Origin of the sequence: Pseudofrankia inefficax (assembly GCF_000166135.1) — a bacterium.
Classification (GTDB): Bacteria; Actinomycetota; Actinomycetes; order Frankiales; family Frankiaceae; genus Pseudofrankia; species Pseudofrankia inefficax.
The window spans coordinates 2,204,189-2,220,928 of the sequence record NC_014666.1 but is presented as its reverse complement, the minus strand read 5'-3'; the positions used below and the strand labels follow the sequence as shown (position 1 = coordinate 2,220,928).

The window sequence follows — 16,740 nt, the reverse complement described above, 5'->3', positions numbered from 1 at the left end:
CGGGCCGACGGCCGTCAGCCGGCCTCGGGGGTCGGGGTGAGTAACTCGACCAGGCCCTTGGTCAGCAGGTCCCAGCGCCAGGTCAGCTCGACCCAGGCTCGGCCGGCCGCGCCCATCGACCGGCACCGGGCCGGGTCGTCGAGCAGCCCGGCGACGGCGTCGGCGATGTCGTCGAGCTGCCGGCCGTCGACGACGAGACCGGTGCGGCCGTCGAGGACGGCGTCGGGCGCGCCACCGCTGTCGCCGGCGACGACGGGCAGCCCGGTGGCCGACGCCTCCAGGTAGACGATCCCGAGCCCCTCGACCTCCAGGCCGGCCAGCCGCGACCGGCAGGGCATCGCGAAGATGTCGCCCGCGGCGTAGTGCGCCGGCAGTTCCTCCCAGGGCACCGAGCCGGTGAACACCACGTGGTCGGCGACGTCGTGCTCGCGGGCGAGCCGGCCGAGGTCGGACCGGTACGGCCCGCCGCCGACGAGCAGCAGGGCCGTGTCCGGGTAGCGCCGCCGCCAGCGGGGCAGCGCCCGGATCAGCATGTCCTGGCCCTTGCGCGGCACCAGGCGGCTGACGCAGACGACGACGCGGCGCCCGGTCAGGCCGTGGCGGGCCCGGATCTCGTCCCGGCCGACCCCGGGGCGGAACAGCTCCGCGTCGACCCCGCTGGGCAGCCGCTCCAGCCGCGGGCGCGGGCCGAACGCCGGGCCGATCCGGCCGCGGGTGTAGTCGCCCAGGTAGGTGACGACGTCCGTGGTCGCGCCGATCTGGCGCAGCGTCTGGCGGGCTCCCGGGAGCGCGGCCCAGCCGACCTCGTGGCCGTGGGTGCTGGCGACGACCCGCTCGATGTCGGTCGACGCGCGCAGCCGGCCGCCGAGCAGGCCGAGCGGGGCCGCCGCGCCGAACCAGAGGGCGTCGCACCGCTCGGCCCTGGCGATCTCCCGGGCCCGGTTCAGCACACCGACCGTCGGCAGCATCAACGATGTCCCATGCCGGACGACCTGGAAGTTCTGCGCCGCGTCGAAAGCCTCGGCCCCCTTCCACGCGGGTGCGTAGACGACGACGTCCTCGGCGGGCAGCCGGCTCGCGAAGTTGTGCACGAACGCCTGGATGCCCCCCGGCCGAGGCGGAAAGTCGTTGGTCACCACGAGCACCCGCATGGGCCTATGCTCCCGCACCGGCAGACTGCGCCGATCGCCCGCCCCGTTTGCCTCGGGTCCAATGACCTTCCGCCCGGCCGCGACGGCGGGTCCGCTCAGTCTCCCCGGGCGCGGCCCGGCGGCGCGCCCAGCACGGCCGACAGGTAGGCACGCCAGTCGGCGACGAACGCTGACCAGCCCGTTCCCGCGTCGGCTCGCAACGCCGCCGCCACGGCCGCGGCGGGATCGCCCGCGCCGCTCCCGGCGGCCGTCGTCCGTCGCGGCCCGGCGAGCCGAGTGCCGACGTCCTGGTAGAAGCGGGCGAGCCCAGCGAGGCCGAGTCGGCCGGCGAGCAGCCGGCACGCCAGCCAGGCCTCCTGGTAGGTCTGGGCCAGCCTCCCGTCGGAGCCGTCGAACGCCGCGTCGCTCGGCAGTGTCGTGGGGACTCGCCCGGCCCGCACCTCGGCGGCGAGCTCGGCGGCCGCGCGGTCGACCGTAAGCCCGGTCACGCCCTCGTGACCGATCTCCTCGGCGAAGCCCTCCACCAGCCAGACCGGCATCCCGGCCGGCGTCTCGGCCGCCGTCGCGAGGTGGGTCAGCTCGTGACGCAGCACGATCCGCCGGCCGACTGCGGTGAGCCGTCGGTAGACGTCGAGATCCACGACCAGCCGCCCACCGCCCGCACCCGGCGGGGACGAGGACGCCAGGCCCGGGCCGGGCACCGGCAGGACCGCGACCGCGGCCACTGTCCCCGTCGGGCCGCCGCCCGCCCAGCCGGCCGCGGCCCGCAGCCGGTCGTCCGAGGCCACCAGCCGGACGTCCACCCGGCGTGCCCAGCCGCCGGGCAGCGCTCCGGCGACGTCGCCGACCGCCGCGGCCACGTCGGCGCGGACCCGCGCGACCCAGTCCGCCGGGACGTCGGCGTCCGCCTGAACGCTCGCCACGCCGCCGGCTACCGTCGGCGACGGGGGCCCCGGCGGCCGTCCGGCACAGCCGGCGCTCAGCGCGAGGGTGGCCGCGAGCGCCACCAGCGCGCCGACCACGCCGGCCCGCCTGATCAACCGGCGCGGCGACCGCGCCGGCCGGGGCCGGCCGCGTCGGGGCGGTGGGCCGGCCGGGTCCGCTGGCGTGGGCCGGGCGCGAACGGCTCCCCCAGCGGAATCGCCTGTTGGGACGGGGTCACCGGCTCCGGGGGCACGACCTGCTCCGCCGCCCCGTCGGTGGGGACGACGTCCAGCGGCGTCACCAGTCGCAGCCTGGGCAGCAGGCCCGCGTCGGCGAGCAACGCGAGCGCGCGCCGCTCGTCCTCGTCCCACTCGACGACCGGAGGCGGAGCGAGCAGCACGGACAGCACACAGTCCGAGCACGCGTCCCCGCGAGCCGAGCAGGTGTCACAGTCGATCAGCATCGCGCTCACCCTCCGTCGTCCGTAGCGCACTGTCGCGGAGACTAGACGGATGGTCCGACAGTTTTAGGGCCGGCGAGCGTCAGCGCTCGAGGCGGGCAAGCAGGGCCGCCGACGGAACGGCTCGGGCGCCGGCGGCGGCGCAGGTCTCGGCGACCTCCCGGTCGGAGGTCACCACGGCGACCGGCCGACCGGGCGGCTCGGCCCGTACCAGGCGGACGATCTCCTCGTCGGCGAGCTCCCCGAGCCGGCTGAACAGGACCCGAACGCCGCGGGGGGCGGTCACCCCGACCGGCCGGCTGGCGACCGCCGTCGCGTCGAAGACCACCGTGATCTCGGCCTCCGACGCGCGCCCGGCGAGCGGGCCGAGACCGGCGAGCAGCCGTACCCGCTGGGCCTGGAGAGTGAGCGTCCCGTAGCCGCGCTTGGTCACGTTGTAGCCGTCGATGATCAGGTGAACGCCCGGCACGCTCAGCACCGCGTCGATGATCGTCGGGTCGTCCTCCGGGCGGCCACTGGCGCCGACGACGGCCAGTGCGTCGCGCGGCTGGCCGTCGGCGGGAGCGCACAGGTCGGCCGGACGCAGCACCGTGCTCGACAGGCCGAGCTCTCGCCGAACGCCGTTGGCGGCCCCCATCAGCGTGTCGAGCAGAACCCGCAGGCGGGCGTCGTCGAGGCTGCGGGCGTCGCGCCCCTCCCGGCGCGCCGCGGCGAGCGCCGTCTCCAGCTCACCGACCCTGGCCCGCAGCCGGCGGGACTCGGCCTCGGCGGTCCGCACCGCGACGCGCGCCGCGTCCCGGTCGGCGACCGCGGCAGCGATCTCGTCCTGGGCGGACTGTTCCGCCCGCCGGACACGCTCGGACGAGCCGCGCATTCGCCGGCGCAGGTCGTCGATCTCGGCCCGGCTGGCGGCCAGCTGCTCGCGCAGCTGCTCATGCTCGGCCCGGCCGTTCTCCTGGACGGCGGCCAACGCCTCGGTCAGCCGGCCGACCTCGCGGGACGCCTCGTCGGCCCGGGCCGACATGGCGGCCTGCGCGGACGAGTCGGCGGCCGCGGCGACGAGGGCCTCCCAGCCGGGCGGGCGCAGCACGAAGGCGACGGCGGCCACCGCGGCGGGTGGCGCGGCGGCCGGCGGGCCGTCGGCCGAGGTGATCGCCTCGGCCAGGCCCGGCTGGGTCCGTCGGACCCAGTCGGCGACCCGGCCACGGAAGAGGGCGTCGTGCTCGACCGCCGCCGCGAGCGGAACCGCTCCCTGGCGGGGCCGCCGCGCGGGGGTGAACCGACGCACCGCGACCAGGCTGGCCGGCACCTCGGCATCCTCGAGGCCGGCCAGTGTGTCGGCGGCGAAGGCGACGACCTGGGAACGCACCTCCGCCGGCAGCGGCTCACTCACCCGGCGTCCGGCGGAGCGGCTCGGCGGGCGGTGAGCGGGTCGACGGGCACTGTGCGGATTCTCCCCTGCGCGGGAACGGGTGGCAGCACTCCAGCCTAGCCCGACCTCGCAACCGTCACCGCCGGTCATGAACGGTCACCATCCCGCACAAGGCGGTCGATCACACGGTCGGAGCGGGGCCACCGCGGCTCCACGACGACCACCGCACACAGCCCTCCACCAGGCCAGTCGATGAACGGGCGGGCCATCTACACACAATGAACGCCCCACAGAACACCACATTGGCGGGTTATGTCATCGGAATAGCGCTCTTGCCGGCCATTTCTGTGATGCATCGTCGACTTCTGTAATCTCGCGTTATCCATCCTCGATTGCTCCGTTATCTGGCAGCGGGGTGTGCTACGAGAGGAACGCCGTGAGCGACCAGAACCCCCCATACTCCCCGGACGGCGGAGGCGGTAGCCCCCCGGCCGGCGGTGGATGGCCGCAGGCCACCCCGGCGCCGGACTGGCAGGCGATGCCCACCACCAAGGCCGAGTCCCCCGGCTGGCCTACCCCGCCCGGACAGACTCCCCCGCCGATGCCGCAGGGCCAGACCCCCTCGCCCGCCCCAGGCCAGTGGCCCGCCACCGGCGGTTACGGCCAGCCCGGCTACCCCCAGCAGGGCACTCCCCCGCCGGGCGGCTACCCCCAGCCGGGTGGTTACCCCCAGCAGTCGCCGGGCACCCCGCCGCCCCAGACCACCCCGTACCCGGGCGGCTACTCCCAGCCTCAGCCCGCCTACCAGCAGCCGGGGTACGGACAGACCGGTTACCCCCAGCAGGGCTACCAGCAGCCCGGATACGACCAGGCGGGGTACCCACCGCCCGGCGGCGGACCGAGCTGGCCGGGGCAGCAGGTCCCGGGCCAGCAGCCGCCGAAGTCCAACCGCAACGCCGTCATTCTCATCTCAGCGCTGGCCGCGGTGGCCGCGATCGTGCTCGGCATCGTCATCGCGCTCGCGGTGCATGGCGGCGGCGGGCACAAGAACACGCCGGTCGCGGCGGGATCGTCGGTGATCGTGAGCCCGGGTGGCGGCCTCACGACGCCGGCCGGGCAGCAGCCCGCCACCCCGCCGCTCGTCGCGCACACCACCGCGCCGGCCGGCTGCACGCCGCTGCGCCCACCGGCCGGCGGCGCCGACGCCGGCGTCTACGACATCGGTCAGACGGCGACCGTGAAGGGCGACGGCGACACCGACATCAGCACCTACACGGCACGAATCACGTTGAACAGCCTGTGTTCCACCACTGCCCCGGTGGAGAGCTACGGTGACCCGCCCAAGAACGGGCTGTTCCTGGTCGCGAACTTCACGGTCGAGATGATCGTCGGCAAGGCGAACGTCTACCCGCTGAGCTTCTTCGGCCAGACGCCGGACGGCACCCGCTACGACGCCACCTACGACACGGTCGGCTCGCAGCTGAACGCGGACGACCTGGCCGCGGGCCAGAAGGTCACCGGCAACATCGTCTTCGACGTGCCGTCGGACAACCACCTCGTGTACTGGGAGCCGCTGTTCGCCACCTCGCGGGCGAACTACCGGTACTGACGACGGCCCCGGGGCAGGACCGACACCCGGTCCTGCCCCCTCGGCCACCGGGCCGGCGCGCGACGCCTCCACGTCGCCCGCCGGCCCGCGGCCATTGGGGCCAGGCGCCATTCGGGCCCGCGGCCGTTAGGGCCCCACCGCCGCGTCGGGCCTACCGCCGCCCGGGCCCACAGCCGCTGCGGGCCCGGGGCGGCTCCGGGCCCGCAGCCGCGTCGAGCCCGCGGACGTCCGGGTCAGCAGACGCTCCGGGGCCGGCGTGGTCTGGTCAGGCGAGGGCGGTCCTGATCCGCTCGGCGACCTCGTCGAGCTGATCGCTCGAGGCGTTCGGGTCGGCCAGGCTGAAATCGAGCTGCTTCTCGCTCTCGATCGGGATCAGGTGGACGTGCGTGTGCGGCACCTCCAGCCCCGCGATGATCGCGGCCACCCGGCGCGGCTGGAACGACTCCTGAATCGCCCGGCCGACCTTCGCGGCCACGCTCCACAGGTCACGCTGCGCCTCGTCAGGCAGGTCGATCCAGTGGTCGATCTCCAGTCGCGGCACGACGAGAGTGTGCCCAGGGCGAATCGGCGCGATGGTCAGGAACGCGACCGTGTGCTCGTCCTCGAAGACGAACCGACCCGGCAGCTCCCTGTTGATGATCCGGGTGAAGATAGTCGGCATGGCGTGGACACTATCGAGCCGGCGGTCTCGCCGATCTCCCGGCGCGCATGGCCCGGGGCCGGTCGCGCAGCGTTCGTTTCCGTGACGGATTCACAACACGTCGACCACCGGTGAGCCAAGACACCCGCAATGCGGCATCATGCGCGAGTGGCCGGGTTTGAGACTCACGGGCTTAGGGTGGCGCGCGTCGGGGTCGACTGCGTGGATGTCGACCGAATGATCCGGTTCTGGTCGCGGGCGCTCGGGTACGAGGTCGCCCGCCGGGCCGGGGACAGCGCCGAGCTACGCCACCCGGCGAGCGCCGGCCCGAAGCTGCTGCTGCGGCAGGTCCGCAAGCTGGGCCCCGCGCGTAACCGGCTCCAGCTCGACCTGTACGCCGTGGACGCCGAGCGGGTCGCCGGATGGCTGGCCACCCTGGGCGCCAGACGGGTGCGCCGACTGGAGGCCGCCGGCGAGGCCGGCTACCTCCTCGCCGACCCGGAGGGCAACGAGTTCCGCGTCATCACCGCCGGCCCCGCCGGCTTCACCCGCCCCTTCGGGTAGCCAGCCAGCACCGCGGCCAGCCCCCAAACACCGACCGCGGCCAGCCCCCAGCACTGTGACCGCTGCCAGCCTCAGCTCTGGCCTCGTCCCAAGAGACCCCCAGGCGACGTATCCCGCCCACCCCCACCGGCCCACCAGTTTCCCCTGCGCAGCCAGTGATCAACGCGGTCTCCCACCCCATGGAAGCGCCTTGATCACTCGTTGCGCGGGCAAAACGGTGTCCGGTGCCCCGATTTGTCCCCTTGTTCCCTGCGCAGTTCTCGATCAAGGGAAATGAGCTTGCCCAGCCCACCGGATGATCGGCGTCTGCGCAGGCAGTCGGCGCCTCGGAGCTGCCGGGGCGGGCCGGCCGGCAGGCGCGCACCCTGGTCAGGTCGGGACACCGGCCGGGGTCCCGCAGTGAACGAGGTATCGGCTTAGAAGGTCGCGGGAAGGGTCGCCAGCGGGACGGCGATTCGGGCCGCGCGACGCGCTGACGTGGGGCGCATGACGCGGAGCGTCGCGTGGATGCCCGGACTGTCGGACCTGGTCACTACGGTCGCGGTGTGTCTCTCGATCAGGCCGCGCCGCGACCCGCGCTCCCGCCCCCCGATGCCGTGCCCGCTGGGCGGCAGGGCAGCTTCGACGAGCTGGGCCGGCTGCTCCGGGACGTCACGTTCGTCGTGTTCGACCTGGAGACGACCGGCACGGGGCCGACCACCGCCGAGATCACCGAGTTCGGCGCGGTGAAGGTGCGCGGCGGGGAGGTGGTGGCCGAGTTCGCGACGCTGGTCCGCGCCTCGACCGGGATACCGCCGCTCATCACGGTGCTGACCGGGATCACCGACGCGATGCTGGCGACGGCCCCGCCACTCGCCGAGGTGCTGCCGGCTTTCCTGGAGTTCATCCAGGGCACGGTGCTGGTCGCGCACAACGCGGGCTTCGACCTGAGCTTCCTCAAGGCCGCCTGCGAACGCGTCGGATACCCGGTGCCGACCTGGGAGCACCTGGACACCGCCCGGCTGGCGCGCCGGATCGTCACCCGGGACGAGAGTCCCAACAACAAGCTCTCGTCCCTCGCGCGGCTGTTCCGGGCCCGTACCGAGCCGTGCCACCGGGCCTTGGCCGACGCACGGGCGACGGTGGACGTGCTGCACGGCCTGTTCGAACGGCTCGGCAACCTCGGAGTGACCACCCTCGAGGACGTCCATGCCTACAGCGCCCGGGTCTCCCCCGCCCAGCGCAGGAAACGGGTCCTGGCCGACGACCTGCCCACCGGTCCCGGGGTCTACATCTTCCGGGACGCCACCGGGCGGGTCCTCTACGTCGGCAAGTCGGCGTCCGTCCGCGCCAGGGTGCGCACCTATTTCACGGCCAGCGAGACGCGCAGCCGGATGGCGGAGATGGTGGCCGCCGCCGAACGGGTCGACGCGATCGCGTGCGCGCACGCGCTGGAGGCCGAGGTCCGGGAACTGCGCCTCATCGCCGAGCACAAGCCGCCGTACAACCGCCGCTCCCGGTTTCCGGAACGCGTCGTCTTCCTGCGGCTGACCGACGAGCCGTTCCCCCGGCTGTCGAAGGTCCGGCAGGTCCGCGCGGACGCGGGTACCTACCTCGGCCCCTTCGGCGGCGTGGGTGGCGCGGAGCTGGCCGGTGACGGCCTGCTGGACGCGGTGGCGTTGCGCCGCTGTGGCGGGCGGCTCTCGCCCCGGGTGACGAGCCCCGCGTGCGCGCTGGCGGACCTGGGCAAGTGTGGCGCTCCCTGCGACGGCCGGCAGTCGGTGGAGTCGTACGGAGACGTCGTCGCCGCCGCCCGCGAGGCGATGACGGGCGACCCGGCGCTGGTCGTCGCGGCGGCCCGGGCGCGGATCGCCGGGTTGGCCGAGCAGACCAGGTTCGAGGAGGCCGCGCTGGTGCGCGACCGGATGGTGGCGTTCGTCCGCGCCGCCGCGCGCCAGCAGCGGCTGACCGCGCTCGGCGCCGTCCCCGAACTGGTCGGTGCCGTCCCGACAGCCGAGCGAGGCTGGGATCTCTCGGTCATCAGGTATGGCCGGCTCGCCGCGGCCGCGACGGTCGCCCGCGGGATCGACCCCCGTCCCTGGGTCGACGCGGTCGTCGCCACCGCCGAGACGGTGCGGCCAGGGCCCGGGCCGACCCCGGCGGCGACGGTCGAGGAGATGGAGCGCATCGAGCGCTGGCTGGGCAGCTCGGGCGCCCGGCTGGTCCAACTGACCGGCACCTGGGCCTGGCCCGCCGCGAGCGCCCACCGCGCCGCCGCCGAACTACCGCAACCACCGCCGGTCGAGCGCCGGGAGCCCGCCGAGCGCACCCTCCACCAGCCGGGCGTCCTGCGCCGCTCAGGCCACTCGTAGCGGGCCCCACAGGCCACAGGCCACAGGCCACAGGCCACAGGCCACAGGCCACAGCGAGGATCGGCCAACCCGCGAGCCGACGCGGGGCCAGCCTCGCGGGAGGCCGGTCATTGATCGCCGTTTACGCACTCGGATGGTTGCGATCCGGCTCTGGTTACGACCACGGGAGGGCCAAAACGGCGATCACCGAGCGCGCCCGCCGCGTGCCGCCGGCCGGCGAAGCGAGCAACGGCCCACTGGCGGGCGCGCGAGCCCTAGGACGACGCACGGACCCTGGCTGGCCCGCAGACCGAGGCCGACGCACGGGCCCTCGCCGACGCAGCGACCTTCGCCGGCTCGGGTCGTAGGACGGAGCAAAGGCAGAGAGACGGCGCAAAGCCGAGGGACGGCGTAACGGCTGAGGTACGGCGTAACGGCTGAGGGAGGTAGGCCCTCGTGGGCCTACCTCCCTCAGGTGGCTACGTCCCGTCCCCGGACCGGGCCCGAGCCGGGCCGGTTCCGCCGCGCGGACCGTCTGGTGCTGACCGGGCTAGTGGTGCGATCCGCCCACCGGGGCGTCGTCGGCTGACTCCTCGCCGGGTGTCTCCTCGACGAAGAAGCCGGTGACGGCCTTGCGGGCCCGGGTGGCCAGGCCGCCACCCTTGCCGTTGCCGTTGCCGTCGGAGTGGTCGCCGGGCGCCGACAGCTCGTACCGGTGCGTCGGGACCTGCGGGTAGTCCGAGACGGGCGGCAGCTTCGGCCGGTGGTCCTCAACGAACTCACCGGTCGGCAGCTGCCGGATGATGCCGGTCTCGATGCCGTGGTGCGCGATGTCGTGATCACGCTTCTGCAGCCCGATGCACAGCTTCTTCGTCGCCACGTACGTGATCGGCGGCACGATGATGAGCCCGATACGGCCAGCCCACGTCATCGCGTTCAGCGAGATGCTGAACGTCTTCGCGATGACGTCGTTACCACCCGAGATCAGCAGCACCAGGTAGAAGCTGATCGACATCATGCCGATGCCGGTGCGGGTCGGAGCGTCCCGCGGCCGCTGCAGCAGGTTGTGGGATTCTCGGTCGCCGGTGAACATCGACTCGAGCCACGGCCACAGCGCCAGCAGCGTGAACAGGATGCCCGGCAGGATCACCGTCGGCCAGAACACCGCGGGAATGGTGTGCCCGAGCCCGCGGAACTCCCACGGCGGCATCAGACGGGTCGAGCCGTCGAGGAAGCCGATGTAGAAGTCGGGCTGCGAGGCGGAGGACACCTTCGAGGGGTCGTACGGCCCGAAGATCCAGATCGGGTTGATCTGGGCGAGGCCACCCAGCAGGGCCAGCATCGCGAAGACCATCATGAAGAACGCGCCGGACTTCACCGCGAACACCGGGAAGACCCGGTGGCCGACCACGTTGTCCTCGGTCTTGCCGGGGCCCGGGAAGTCGGTGTGCTTCTGGAACCAGAGGATGCCGAGGTGCGCGCCGATCAGGGCGAGCAGCAGCCCTGGCACCAGCAGGATGTGCACGACGTAGAGCCGGGGCAGCAGGTCGGTGCCCGGCCACTCCCCGTTGAACACCAGGAACGACGCCCAGGTGCCGATCACCGGGATCGACTGGGCGATCGACGCCGCGATCCGCAGGCCGGTGCCGGAGAGCAGGTCGTCCGGCAGCGAGTAGCCGGCGAAGCCCTCCAGCGTGCCCAGCACCAGCAGTCCGACACCGATCAGCCAGTTGATCTCACGCGGCTTGCGGTAGGCGCCGGTGAAGAACACCCGGAAGCAGTGCACGATGATCGACGCCACGAACAGCAGCGCCGCCCAGTGGTGGATCTGCCGGAAGATCAGCCCGGCCCGGGTGTCGAAGCTGATGTCCAGCGTCGAGGCGTACGCCCGGCTCATCTCCACGCCCTTGAGCGGGACGTACGAGCCGTGGTAGATGACCTCGGTGTTGCTGGGGTCGAAGAACAGCGTCAGGTAGATCCCGGTCAGCAGCAGGATGATGAAGCTGTAGAGCGCGATCTCACCGATCATGAACGACCAGTGGTCGGGGAAGACCTTGTTCAGGTTCTCCCGCAGCGCCCGCTGGGTGTGGAAACGCTCGTCCACCGCCCGGTTGGCCTTGCGAACGGGGCTCGGCCGCTTCTCGAACTTGGGGGCGGGCGCCGAGGGCCCGATCCGCCCGTCCGTCGTCGTCATGAGCGCTCCCAGAACGCGGGCCCGACCGGCTGGTCGTAGTCGCCGTCCCTGGCGATGAGGTAGCCCTCACCGTCGACGCCGAGCGCGAGCTGCGGCAGCGACCGGCTGGCCGGGCCGAAGATGGCGCGGCAGCCGTCCGGAACGTCGAACACCGACTGGTGGCACGGGCACAGCAGGTGATGGGTCTGCTGCTCGTAGAGGCTGACCGGGCAGCCAGCGTGCGTGCAGATCTTGGAGTAGGCGACCAGGCCGTTGATGTCCCAGTTCTCCCGGCCGGCCCGCGGCTTGTTCAGCCCGGGCTCCAGGCGGACCAGGATCGTGGTGCTGTCGCCCTTGGTCGCCAGGTCCAGCTGCGGCGCGAAGCTCTTCTTGCCGCTCGCGTCGGTGACCGGAAGCGCGGGGAACACGGTCTCGATGCCGCCGATGGAGATGTCGCCCAGCTTCACGAACCGGCCCTCGCTGGTGACCATCCGCGCGCCCTTCACCCAGTGGGTGTGGTCGAGCTTCTTGCCCGGCTTGGAGTTCGTGAGGTTCAGCAGCGGGACGACGAGCAGGCCGCCGAGGACCGTGCCGGCGCCGAGCAGGCTGCGGCGCAGCAGCTTGTGCTGGCCGAGGCCCATGTCGACCCAGCCGAGCGCCATCTCCTCTTCGAGGACGGCGGTCTCTTCTTCGGTGCTCTTGAAACCGTGCCGGTCCTGGACGGCATGCACGTGCGGCATGAGCCGCTTCGCCCAGAGGATCATGCCGACACCCAGGCCACCGAGCGCCAGCGCGAGCGCCATGCCCAGGCACGGGGTGTAGTAGCCCTTGTGCTTGTCGCCGACGAAGTTCGTGACGATGAAGCCGAGGGTGCCGACCACCGAGAGGGTGAACCAGAGGGCGATCAGCCGCTCGGAGCGGCGCTGGGCCCGGCGGTCGACGTCCTCGGCGCGTGGCGGCCGGTGCGCGACGTCCCCCTGCCGCCAGGACGTGTGCTCCACCAGCTGGGTGGAGTCGGTCGGCGCCGGCGGGGTGGCGAGCACCTCCGGCCGGTCACCGCCCGCCGAGCCGCCACCGGCCGGGCGCTTCACCCGGTCGAAGACGCTCCCGCCGCCATCGGCGGGAGTCTCGTGCTCGCTCATACCTTCTGCCTCGCTCCGATCCACAGGCACACGCCGAGCAGGCCACCGATGCCGACGAGGACCGCCAACAGGCCCTCGGGGACCGGGCCGTAGGCGCCCAGCTTGTCACCGCCGGGGCTCGTGGCGTCACGGCTGGCCACGATGTACGCGGCGATCGCCTTGGCGCTGTTGTCGTCGAGCTGGCCCTGCCCGAACACGGGCATCGACTCGGGGCCGACCCGCATGGCCTCGATGATCTGCTCAGGCGTCGCGTTGGTCAGCGCCGGCGCGTACTTGCCGTACGTCAGCGGTGCGCCCTGCCCGGCGACCTGGTGGCACTGCGCGCAGTTCGACCGGTAGAGCTCGCCGCCGAAGGCCATGTCGGCGTCCGCGAGCTCCTTCTGCGTGATGGTCGGCTTCTCCTGACCGCCGCCCATCGTCTGGATGTAGGCCGCGATCTGGTCGATCTGGGTCTGCGAGTAGCTCGGGTCCTTGCGCTTGGCCTGCGCGGCGGCGCCGGCGAGCGGCATCCGGCCGGTCGACATCTGGAAGTCGACCGCGGCCGAACCCACGCCGATCAGGCTCGGGCCGGACTGGGTCCCGCCGGCGTTGAGCCCGTGACAGGTCGAGCAGCCCTGCAGGTAAAGGGCCTGGCCGTTGCGAACGGCCTCGCTCTCGGTCGGGTCCGCCGCGTTGCCGGTCGGGGCGAGCAACGACCACAGGACCCCGGTGGCCAGCAGGGCGAGCGACAGGACGAGCGCCGAGGAGCGCCGACGGCGCTTGACGCTGACCGGCCGAGACCGCCGGGCACGCGGGGCCAGCCGACCGGGCACGCGGACCGGACGCTCGGCGACCAGGTCGCCCTCGTCGTCCACGTCCAGCTCGTCGGCCTCGTCCGCCAGCTCGGGGACGAGGGTGTCCGCCAGCTCGGGGACGACGCCTTGGTCCGCCGCCGCGGTGGCGTCCGCGGGCGGGGTCATCTCGTGAGATGCAGTCATGTCGCTCACTGGAGGAGGTAGATGGTCGCGAACAGGCCGATCCAGACCACGTCGACGAAGTGCCAGTAGTACGACACGACGATCGCGGTAGTGGCCTTCTCCGGCGTGTAGCGGCCGAAGGTCGACCTGGCCAGGACCATGATGAACGCGATCAGACCACCGATCACGTGCAGACCGTGGAAGCCGCTGGTCAGGTAGTACACCGAGCCGTACGCGTGTGAGTTCAGCCCGAACTCGTTCTCCCGGAAGAACTCGTTCGCCTGGCCGATGACGAAGGTCAGGCCCATCAGGAACGAGATCGTGTACCAGCGGCGCAGCCCGTACACGTCGCCACGTTCGGCGGCGAAGACGCCCAGCTGGCACGTCACACTGGAGAGAACCAGGATGATCGTGAAGATCAGCGCGTAGACGACGTGCAGGTGCACCGGGCCGATGCCCGAGCCCTTCGGGTCGCCGGTCACAGGCGGCCAGTTGCCGCTGTTGACCGAACGGATCGTGTAGAACATCGCGAACAAAGCCGCGAAGAACATCAGCTCCGACGACAGCCACACCACGGTGCCAACCGAGACCATCGACGGACGGTTGGACATGGGATGTGGCGGCGGAGCCTTCTCAAGGACGGGTGCCGTGGCCACGCTGGTCATTCTGGCACGCCCCGACGCAGGCGCCACCGAAGGTTCGACAATCGGTAGGACTACGGCCCGTCGAGGAGCCGTCGAGCCACCTCCTACGGCCCGTAGAAGACCTCCGGACGCCCGCCGGACACCCGTCGAAACCCCACCCGCCCGCCGCCCACCGCCGCTCGCCCTGCGGCGGCACGACGTGGGAAAAATCCTCAGAACCCGCTAACCGCAGGCTCTTCCGCGCGTTGGACGCCCGCGCGCGGCCGGTCGCAACGACCGGCCGGCCGCCCCGGGTGCCCGACCGCCGCGAGATGTGCCGGGACTCACTCCCCGGATGCCGCGGGAGACCGGCGACCCGGCCGACGAAAACAGCCTCCCCGCGCGTGGCGGGGAGGCTGTCGTTCGGGCCTGACAGGTCCGTAGTGGGCCCAGCCGGGCCGGGGACGCACGCTCCTAGGAGACCGGGACAGCGGCGCGGCTGACGGTCACCCAGCGCTCCAGCAACGCGGCGGCCGCGCCGGAGTCCAGCGCCGAGGCGGCCCGGTCCAGCTGTCCGCGCAGCTGCTCGGTGATCGGCGCCTCGGTCGGTCCGGCCGCCGCGACGAGGGCCGCGGCCGCGGCCAGCAGCACCGCGTCCCGCACCGGCCCCTGCTTGCCGGCGAACACCGCGCGGGCGACGCCGGCGTTGAACCGCGCGTCCGCGCCGCGCAGCGCGTCGCGGTCCGGCACGTCGATGCCGACGTCGCGCGGGTCGAAGCGCTCCGTGCGCAGCTCGCCGCCGTTCGCCGCCCAGATCGTCGACGGCGCGCACGGGCTGAGCTCGTCCAGGCCGTCGTCACCCCGGAACACCAGCGCCCTGGTGCCCCGGTCGGCGAGCACCTGCGCCACGACCGGCGCCAGCGGCGCGTGGCCGACCCCGATGGACTGCGCGCCCGGGCGGGCCGGGTTGGTGAGCGGGCCGAGGATGTTGAAGGCCGTCGGCACCGCCAGCTCCGAGCGGACGGCCGCGACGAAGCGCATCGCCGGGTGGAAGGCCCTGGCGAAGCAGAAGGTGATCCCGACCTCGGTCAGCGTCCGGGCGACGCCGTCCGGCGCCAGGTCGATGACGACGCCGAGCTCCTCCAGCAGGTCGGCCGACCCGCAGGACGACGAGGACGCCCGGTTGCCGTGCTTGACGACCGGCACGCCGAGGGCCGCGACGACGACCGCGGCCATCGTCGACAGGTTCACGGTGTGCGACCGGTCGCCACCCGTCCCGCAGGTGTCGACAGCGGCGCTCAGCAGCGCCGCGTCGGCCCGCACGGGCAGCGCGAACTCCAGCATCGAGGCGACCAGCCCGCCGATCTCGGCCGCCGTCTCGCCCTTGGCGCGCAGCCCGGTGACCAGTGCGGCGATCTGGGCGTTCGTCGCGACACCGGACATGATCTGGTTCATCGCCCAGGCGGTCTGGTCGGCGGCCAGGTCCTTGCCGTCGATCAGCGGCTGGAGCAGGTCGGGCCAGGTGTGCCCCGCGGTCTGGACGAGCGGCTCGGCGTCCGTGGCCGCCGAGCCGGTCACGGCGTGATCGCGGCGTGCGAGGCGTAGGTGACGGGCCGGCGGACCGGGTCGCCGGCCGCGCGGGCCAGCAGCAGCTCGACGACCGCGGCCGTCAGCTCGTCCGGGTCGACCGGGTGGGTCACCACCGCGTCGGCGAGCGACCAGGTCGCCAGCCAGCGGTCGTCCGGGCGGGCGACCAGCAGCAGGGTGGGCGGGCAGTCGGTGATCTCGTTCTTGAGCTGCCGGGACAGCCCCATCCCGCCCTCCGGGGTCGCCTCGGCGTCGAGGACGCAGAGGTCGGCCTCGCCGTGGTCGACGGCGGACAGCAGAACGCGGCCGTCGGCCACGTCCACGAACTCGATCTCGCCGAGCCGCGGGTCGGGGAAGGTGCCGATGGCAGCCTTGACGCGGGCGCGCACGTCAGCACGGTCGGCGTACACCAGGACGGTGCTCATGTCCTCGCGGCCTTTCGCTTCTAGGTACCGCCGCGGTGGGCGGCGGGCGGCGCTCCGCCGTCGGCGGTTCTACGGTGTCCGGGGCACGGTGTCCACGGCTGGTCACGTGGCGCACGCCACGACGACGGGAGTCCGCTGCGAGGGTATCGGACCGAGCGCGGTACGGTCTGGCCACCTGCGGATCCGCCGCCCTCGGCGCGCCTCGCGACCCAGGTCACACCGCCCGGAATTTGCCATCGCTCCGTTCCCGGATCGATACTGAGACTCGTTCTCAGAACGTCTCACGGGCCGCCCCGACGCGGGGCCGCAGGCCCGCTTCCAGCCGCGGAGGGGGTGACGCGTGCCAGAACAGCAGGAACTGCGGCTGACCCGGCAGCGCGCCGCCGTGCTGGCGGTACTCCGGTCGGCGCACGACCATCCGACCGCGGCGGAGGTCTACGAGCGGGTCCGCGCGGTCGCGCCCGGCATCGGCAGTGCCACCGTCTACCGCTCGCTCGCGCTGCTGGTCTCCACCGGCCACGCCCTGGAACTCAACCTGGGCGCCGGGGCCGCTGCCCGCTATGACGCGAACACCGACCGCCATGACCACGCGGTCTGTGACCGCTGCGGGCGCGCGGTCGACATCGACCACCCCATCCCCAGCGGGATGGTGGCGGAGATCGCCCGGAACTCGGGCTTCTCCATAACCGGCTACGACCTGCAGTTCCGCGGCCTGTGCCCGGACTGCGCGGCGGACCTGGCCGGTGGCTCTCACCCCGGTTCACCCGGCGGCGCCTGACAACCT

15 protein-coding genes are annotated in these 16,740 nt (G+C 73.0%); 4 read left to right on the top strand and 11 right to left on the bottom strand.

Going from position 1 to position 16,740, the window contains the following annotated elements; translation table 11 throughout:
• Window positions 1-14: 14 nt before the first annotated feature.
• The 4 genes from FRAEUI1C_RS08985 to FRAEUI1C_RS08970 all read right to left on the bottom strand — a co-directional run bounded on the left by FRAEUI1C_RS08985 (window position 15) and on the right by FRAEUI1C_RS08970 (window position 3,928).
• Window positions 15-1,151: a glycosyltransferase family 4 protein gene (locus FRAEUI1C_RS08985; RefSeq protein WP_013422982.1), complete on the bottom strand. Its 1,137-nt coding sequence runs from the start codon at window positions 1,149-1,151 to the stop codon at window positions 15-17.
• 95 nt (window positions 1,152-1,246) lie between these two features.
• Entirely contained in the window at window positions 1,247-2,173 is a 927-nt protein-coding gene (locus tag FRAEUI1C_RS36040; RefSeq protein WP_013422981.1) for a putative metallopeptidase, read from the bottom strand.
• 14 nt (window positions 2,174-2,187) lie between these two features.
• A complete protein-coding gene (locus FRAEUI1C_RS36035; RefSeq protein ID WP_013422980.1) occupies window positions 2,188-2,538 on the bottom strand; it encodes a hypothetical protein in 351 nt (116 codons plus the stop codon).
• A gap of 79 nt (window positions 2,539-2,617) precedes the next feature.
• Complete coding sequence (locus FRAEUI1C_RS08970; protein ID WP_013422979.1) at window positions 2,618-3,928, bottom strand: NYN domain-containing protein; 1,311 nt, start codon at window positions 3,926-3,928, stop codon at window positions 2,618-2,620.
• Window positions 3,929-4,343: 415 nt separating this feature from the next.
• Between FRAEUI1C_RS08970 and FRAEUI1C_RS08965 the strand changes: the two genes are divergently transcribed.
• The gene (locus FRAEUI1C_RS08965; RefSeq protein ID WP_013422978.1) at window positions 4,344-5,516 is read left to right on the top strand and encodes a DUF4352 domain-containing protein; all 1,173 of its coding nucleotides are present in this window, start codon (window positions 4,344-4,346) and stop codon (window positions 5,514-5,516) included.
• Between the two features lie 265 nt (window positions 5,517-5,781).
• Here FRAEUI1C_RS08965 and FRAEUI1C_RS08960 read toward each other — a convergent pair whose 3' ends face one another.
• On the bottom strand, window positions 5,782-6,177 hold the full coding sequence (locus tag FRAEUI1C_RS08960; protein ID WP_013422977.1) for an HIT family protein: 396 nt from the start codon (window positions 6,175-6,177) through the stop codon (window positions 5,782-5,784).
• Between the two features lie 129 nt (window positions 6,178-6,306).
• On the opposite strand from FRAEUI1C_RS08960, the gene FRAEUI1C_RS08955 reads away from it, so the two are divergent.
• Together FRAEUI1C_RS08955 and FRAEUI1C_RS08950 are read left to right on the top strand one after the other, a co-directional pair.
• Window positions 6,307-6,720, top strand: a complete 414-nt coding sequence (locus FRAEUI1C_RS08955; protein WP_041259096.1) for a VOC family protein — start codon at window positions 6,307-6,309, stop codon at window positions 6,718-6,720.
• A 545-nt stretch (window positions 6,721-7,265) separates the two neighbouring features.
• Window positions 7,266-9,071: a DEDD exonuclease domain-containing protein gene (locus tag FRAEUI1C_RS08950; RefSeq protein WP_049806856.1), complete on the top strand. Its 1,806-nt coding sequence runs from the start codon at window positions 7,266-7,268 to the stop codon at window positions 9,069-9,071.
• Between the two features lie 529 nt (window positions 9,072-9,600).
• On the opposite strand, the gene qcrB is transcribed toward FRAEUI1C_RS08950, so the two are convergent.
• From qcrB to FRAEUI1C_RS08920, 6 genes are all read right to left on the bottom strand, one after another.
• Window positions 9,601-11,244 carry a cytochrome bc1 complex cytochrome b subunit gene (gene qcrB / locus FRAEUI1C_RS08945; protein WP_013422974.1) on the bottom strand — a complete coding sequence of 548 codons (1,644 nt, stop codon included), beginning with the start codon at window positions 11,242-11,244 and terminating at the stop codon, window positions 9,601-9,603.
• Window positions 11,241-12,365 (bottom strand): cytochrome bc1 complex Rieske iron-sulfur subunit, encoded by a 1,125-nt coding sequence (qcrA, locus tag FRAEUI1C_RS08940; RefSeq protein WP_013422973.1) that lies wholly within the window; start codon window positions 12,363-12,365, stop codon window positions 11,241-11,243. Before qcrA ends, qcrB begins: the two co-directional genes overlap by 4 nt.
• Window positions 12,362-13,342 (bottom strand): cytochrome bc1 complex diheme cytochrome c subunit, encoded by a 981-nt coding sequence (qcrC, locus tag FRAEUI1C_RS08935; protein WP_232425349.1) that lies wholly within the window; start codon window positions 13,340-13,342, stop codon window positions 12,362-12,364. Before qcrC ends, qcrA begins: the two co-directional genes overlap by 4 nt.
• A 5-nt stretch (window positions 13,343-13,347) precedes the next feature.
• Window positions 13,348-13,932, bottom strand: a complete 585-nt coding sequence (ctaE, locus tag FRAEUI1C_RS08930; protein ID WP_497006519.1) for an aa3-type cytochrome oxidase subunit III — start codon at window positions 13,930-13,932, stop codon at window positions 13,348-13,350.
• Between the two features lie 486 nt (window positions 13,933-14,418).
• Window positions 14,419-15,522, bottom strand: a complete 1,104-nt coding sequence (gene trpD / locus FRAEUI1C_RS08925) for an anthranilate phosphoribosyltransferase (protein ID WP_013422970.1) — start codon at window positions 15,520-15,522, stop codon at window positions 14,419-14,421.
• Window positions 15,519-15,956, bottom strand: coding sequence for a response regulator (locus FRAEUI1C_RS08920; RefSeq protein ID WP_013422969.1), 438 nt, complete (start codon window positions 15,954-15,956; stop codon window positions 15,519-15,521). Before FRAEUI1C_RS08920 ends, trpD begins: the two co-directional genes overlap by 4 nt.
• A gap of 340 nt (window positions 15,957-16,296) precedes the next feature.
• Between FRAEUI1C_RS08920 and FRAEUI1C_RS08915 the strand changes: the two genes are divergently transcribed.
• On the top strand, window positions 16,297-16,734 hold the full coding sequence (locus tag FRAEUI1C_RS08915) for a Fur family transcriptional regulator (RefSeq protein ID WP_013422968.1): 438 nt from the start codon (window positions 16,297-16,299) through the stop codon (window positions 16,732-16,734).
• The last annotated feature ends 6 nt before the right edge of the window (window positions 16,735-16,740 follow it).

What these genes read in the sequence shown, in the direction of transcription:
- FRAEUI1C_RS08985 (WP_013422982.1), bottom strand. Translation starts at nt 1,151, where the DNA reads ATGCGGGTGCTCGTGGTGACCAACGACTTTCCGCCTCGGCCGGGGGGC.
- FRAEUI1C_RS08920 (WP_013422969.1), bottom strand. Translation starts at nt 15,956, where the DNA reads ATGAGCACCGTCCTGGTGTACGCCGACCGTGCTGACGTGCGCGCCCGC.
- qcrC (WP_232425349.1), bottom strand. Translation starts at nt 13,342, where the DNA reads ATGACTGCATCTCACGAGATGACCCCGCCCGCGGACGCCACCGCGGCG.
- FRAEUI1C_RS36035 (WP_013422980.1), bottom strand. Translation starts at nt 2,538, where the DNA reads ATGCTGATCGACTGTGACACCTGCTCGGCTCGCGGGGACGCGTGCTCG.
- FRAEUI1C_RS08955 (WP_041259096.1), top strand. Translation starts at nt 6,307, where the DNA reads ATGCGGCATCATGCGCGAGTGGCCGGGTTTGAGACTCACGGGCTTAGG.
- FRAEUI1C_RS08960 (WP_013422977.1), bottom strand. Translation starts at nt 6,177, where the DNA reads ATGCCGACTATCTTCACCCGGATCATCAACAGGGAGCTGCCGGGTCGG.
- qcrA (WP_013422973.1), bottom strand. Translation starts at nt 12,365, where the DNA reads ATGAGCGAGCACGAGACTCCCGCCGATGGCGGCGGGAGCGTCTTCGAC.
- ctaE (WP_497006519.1), bottom strand. Translation starts at nt 13,932, where the DNA reads ATGTCCAACCGTCCGTCGATGGTCTCGGTTGGCACCGTGGTGTGGCTG.
- qcrB (WP_013422974.1), bottom strand. Translation starts at nt 11,244, where the DNA reads ATGACGACGACGGACGGGCGGATCGGGCCCTCGGCGCCCGCCCCCAAG.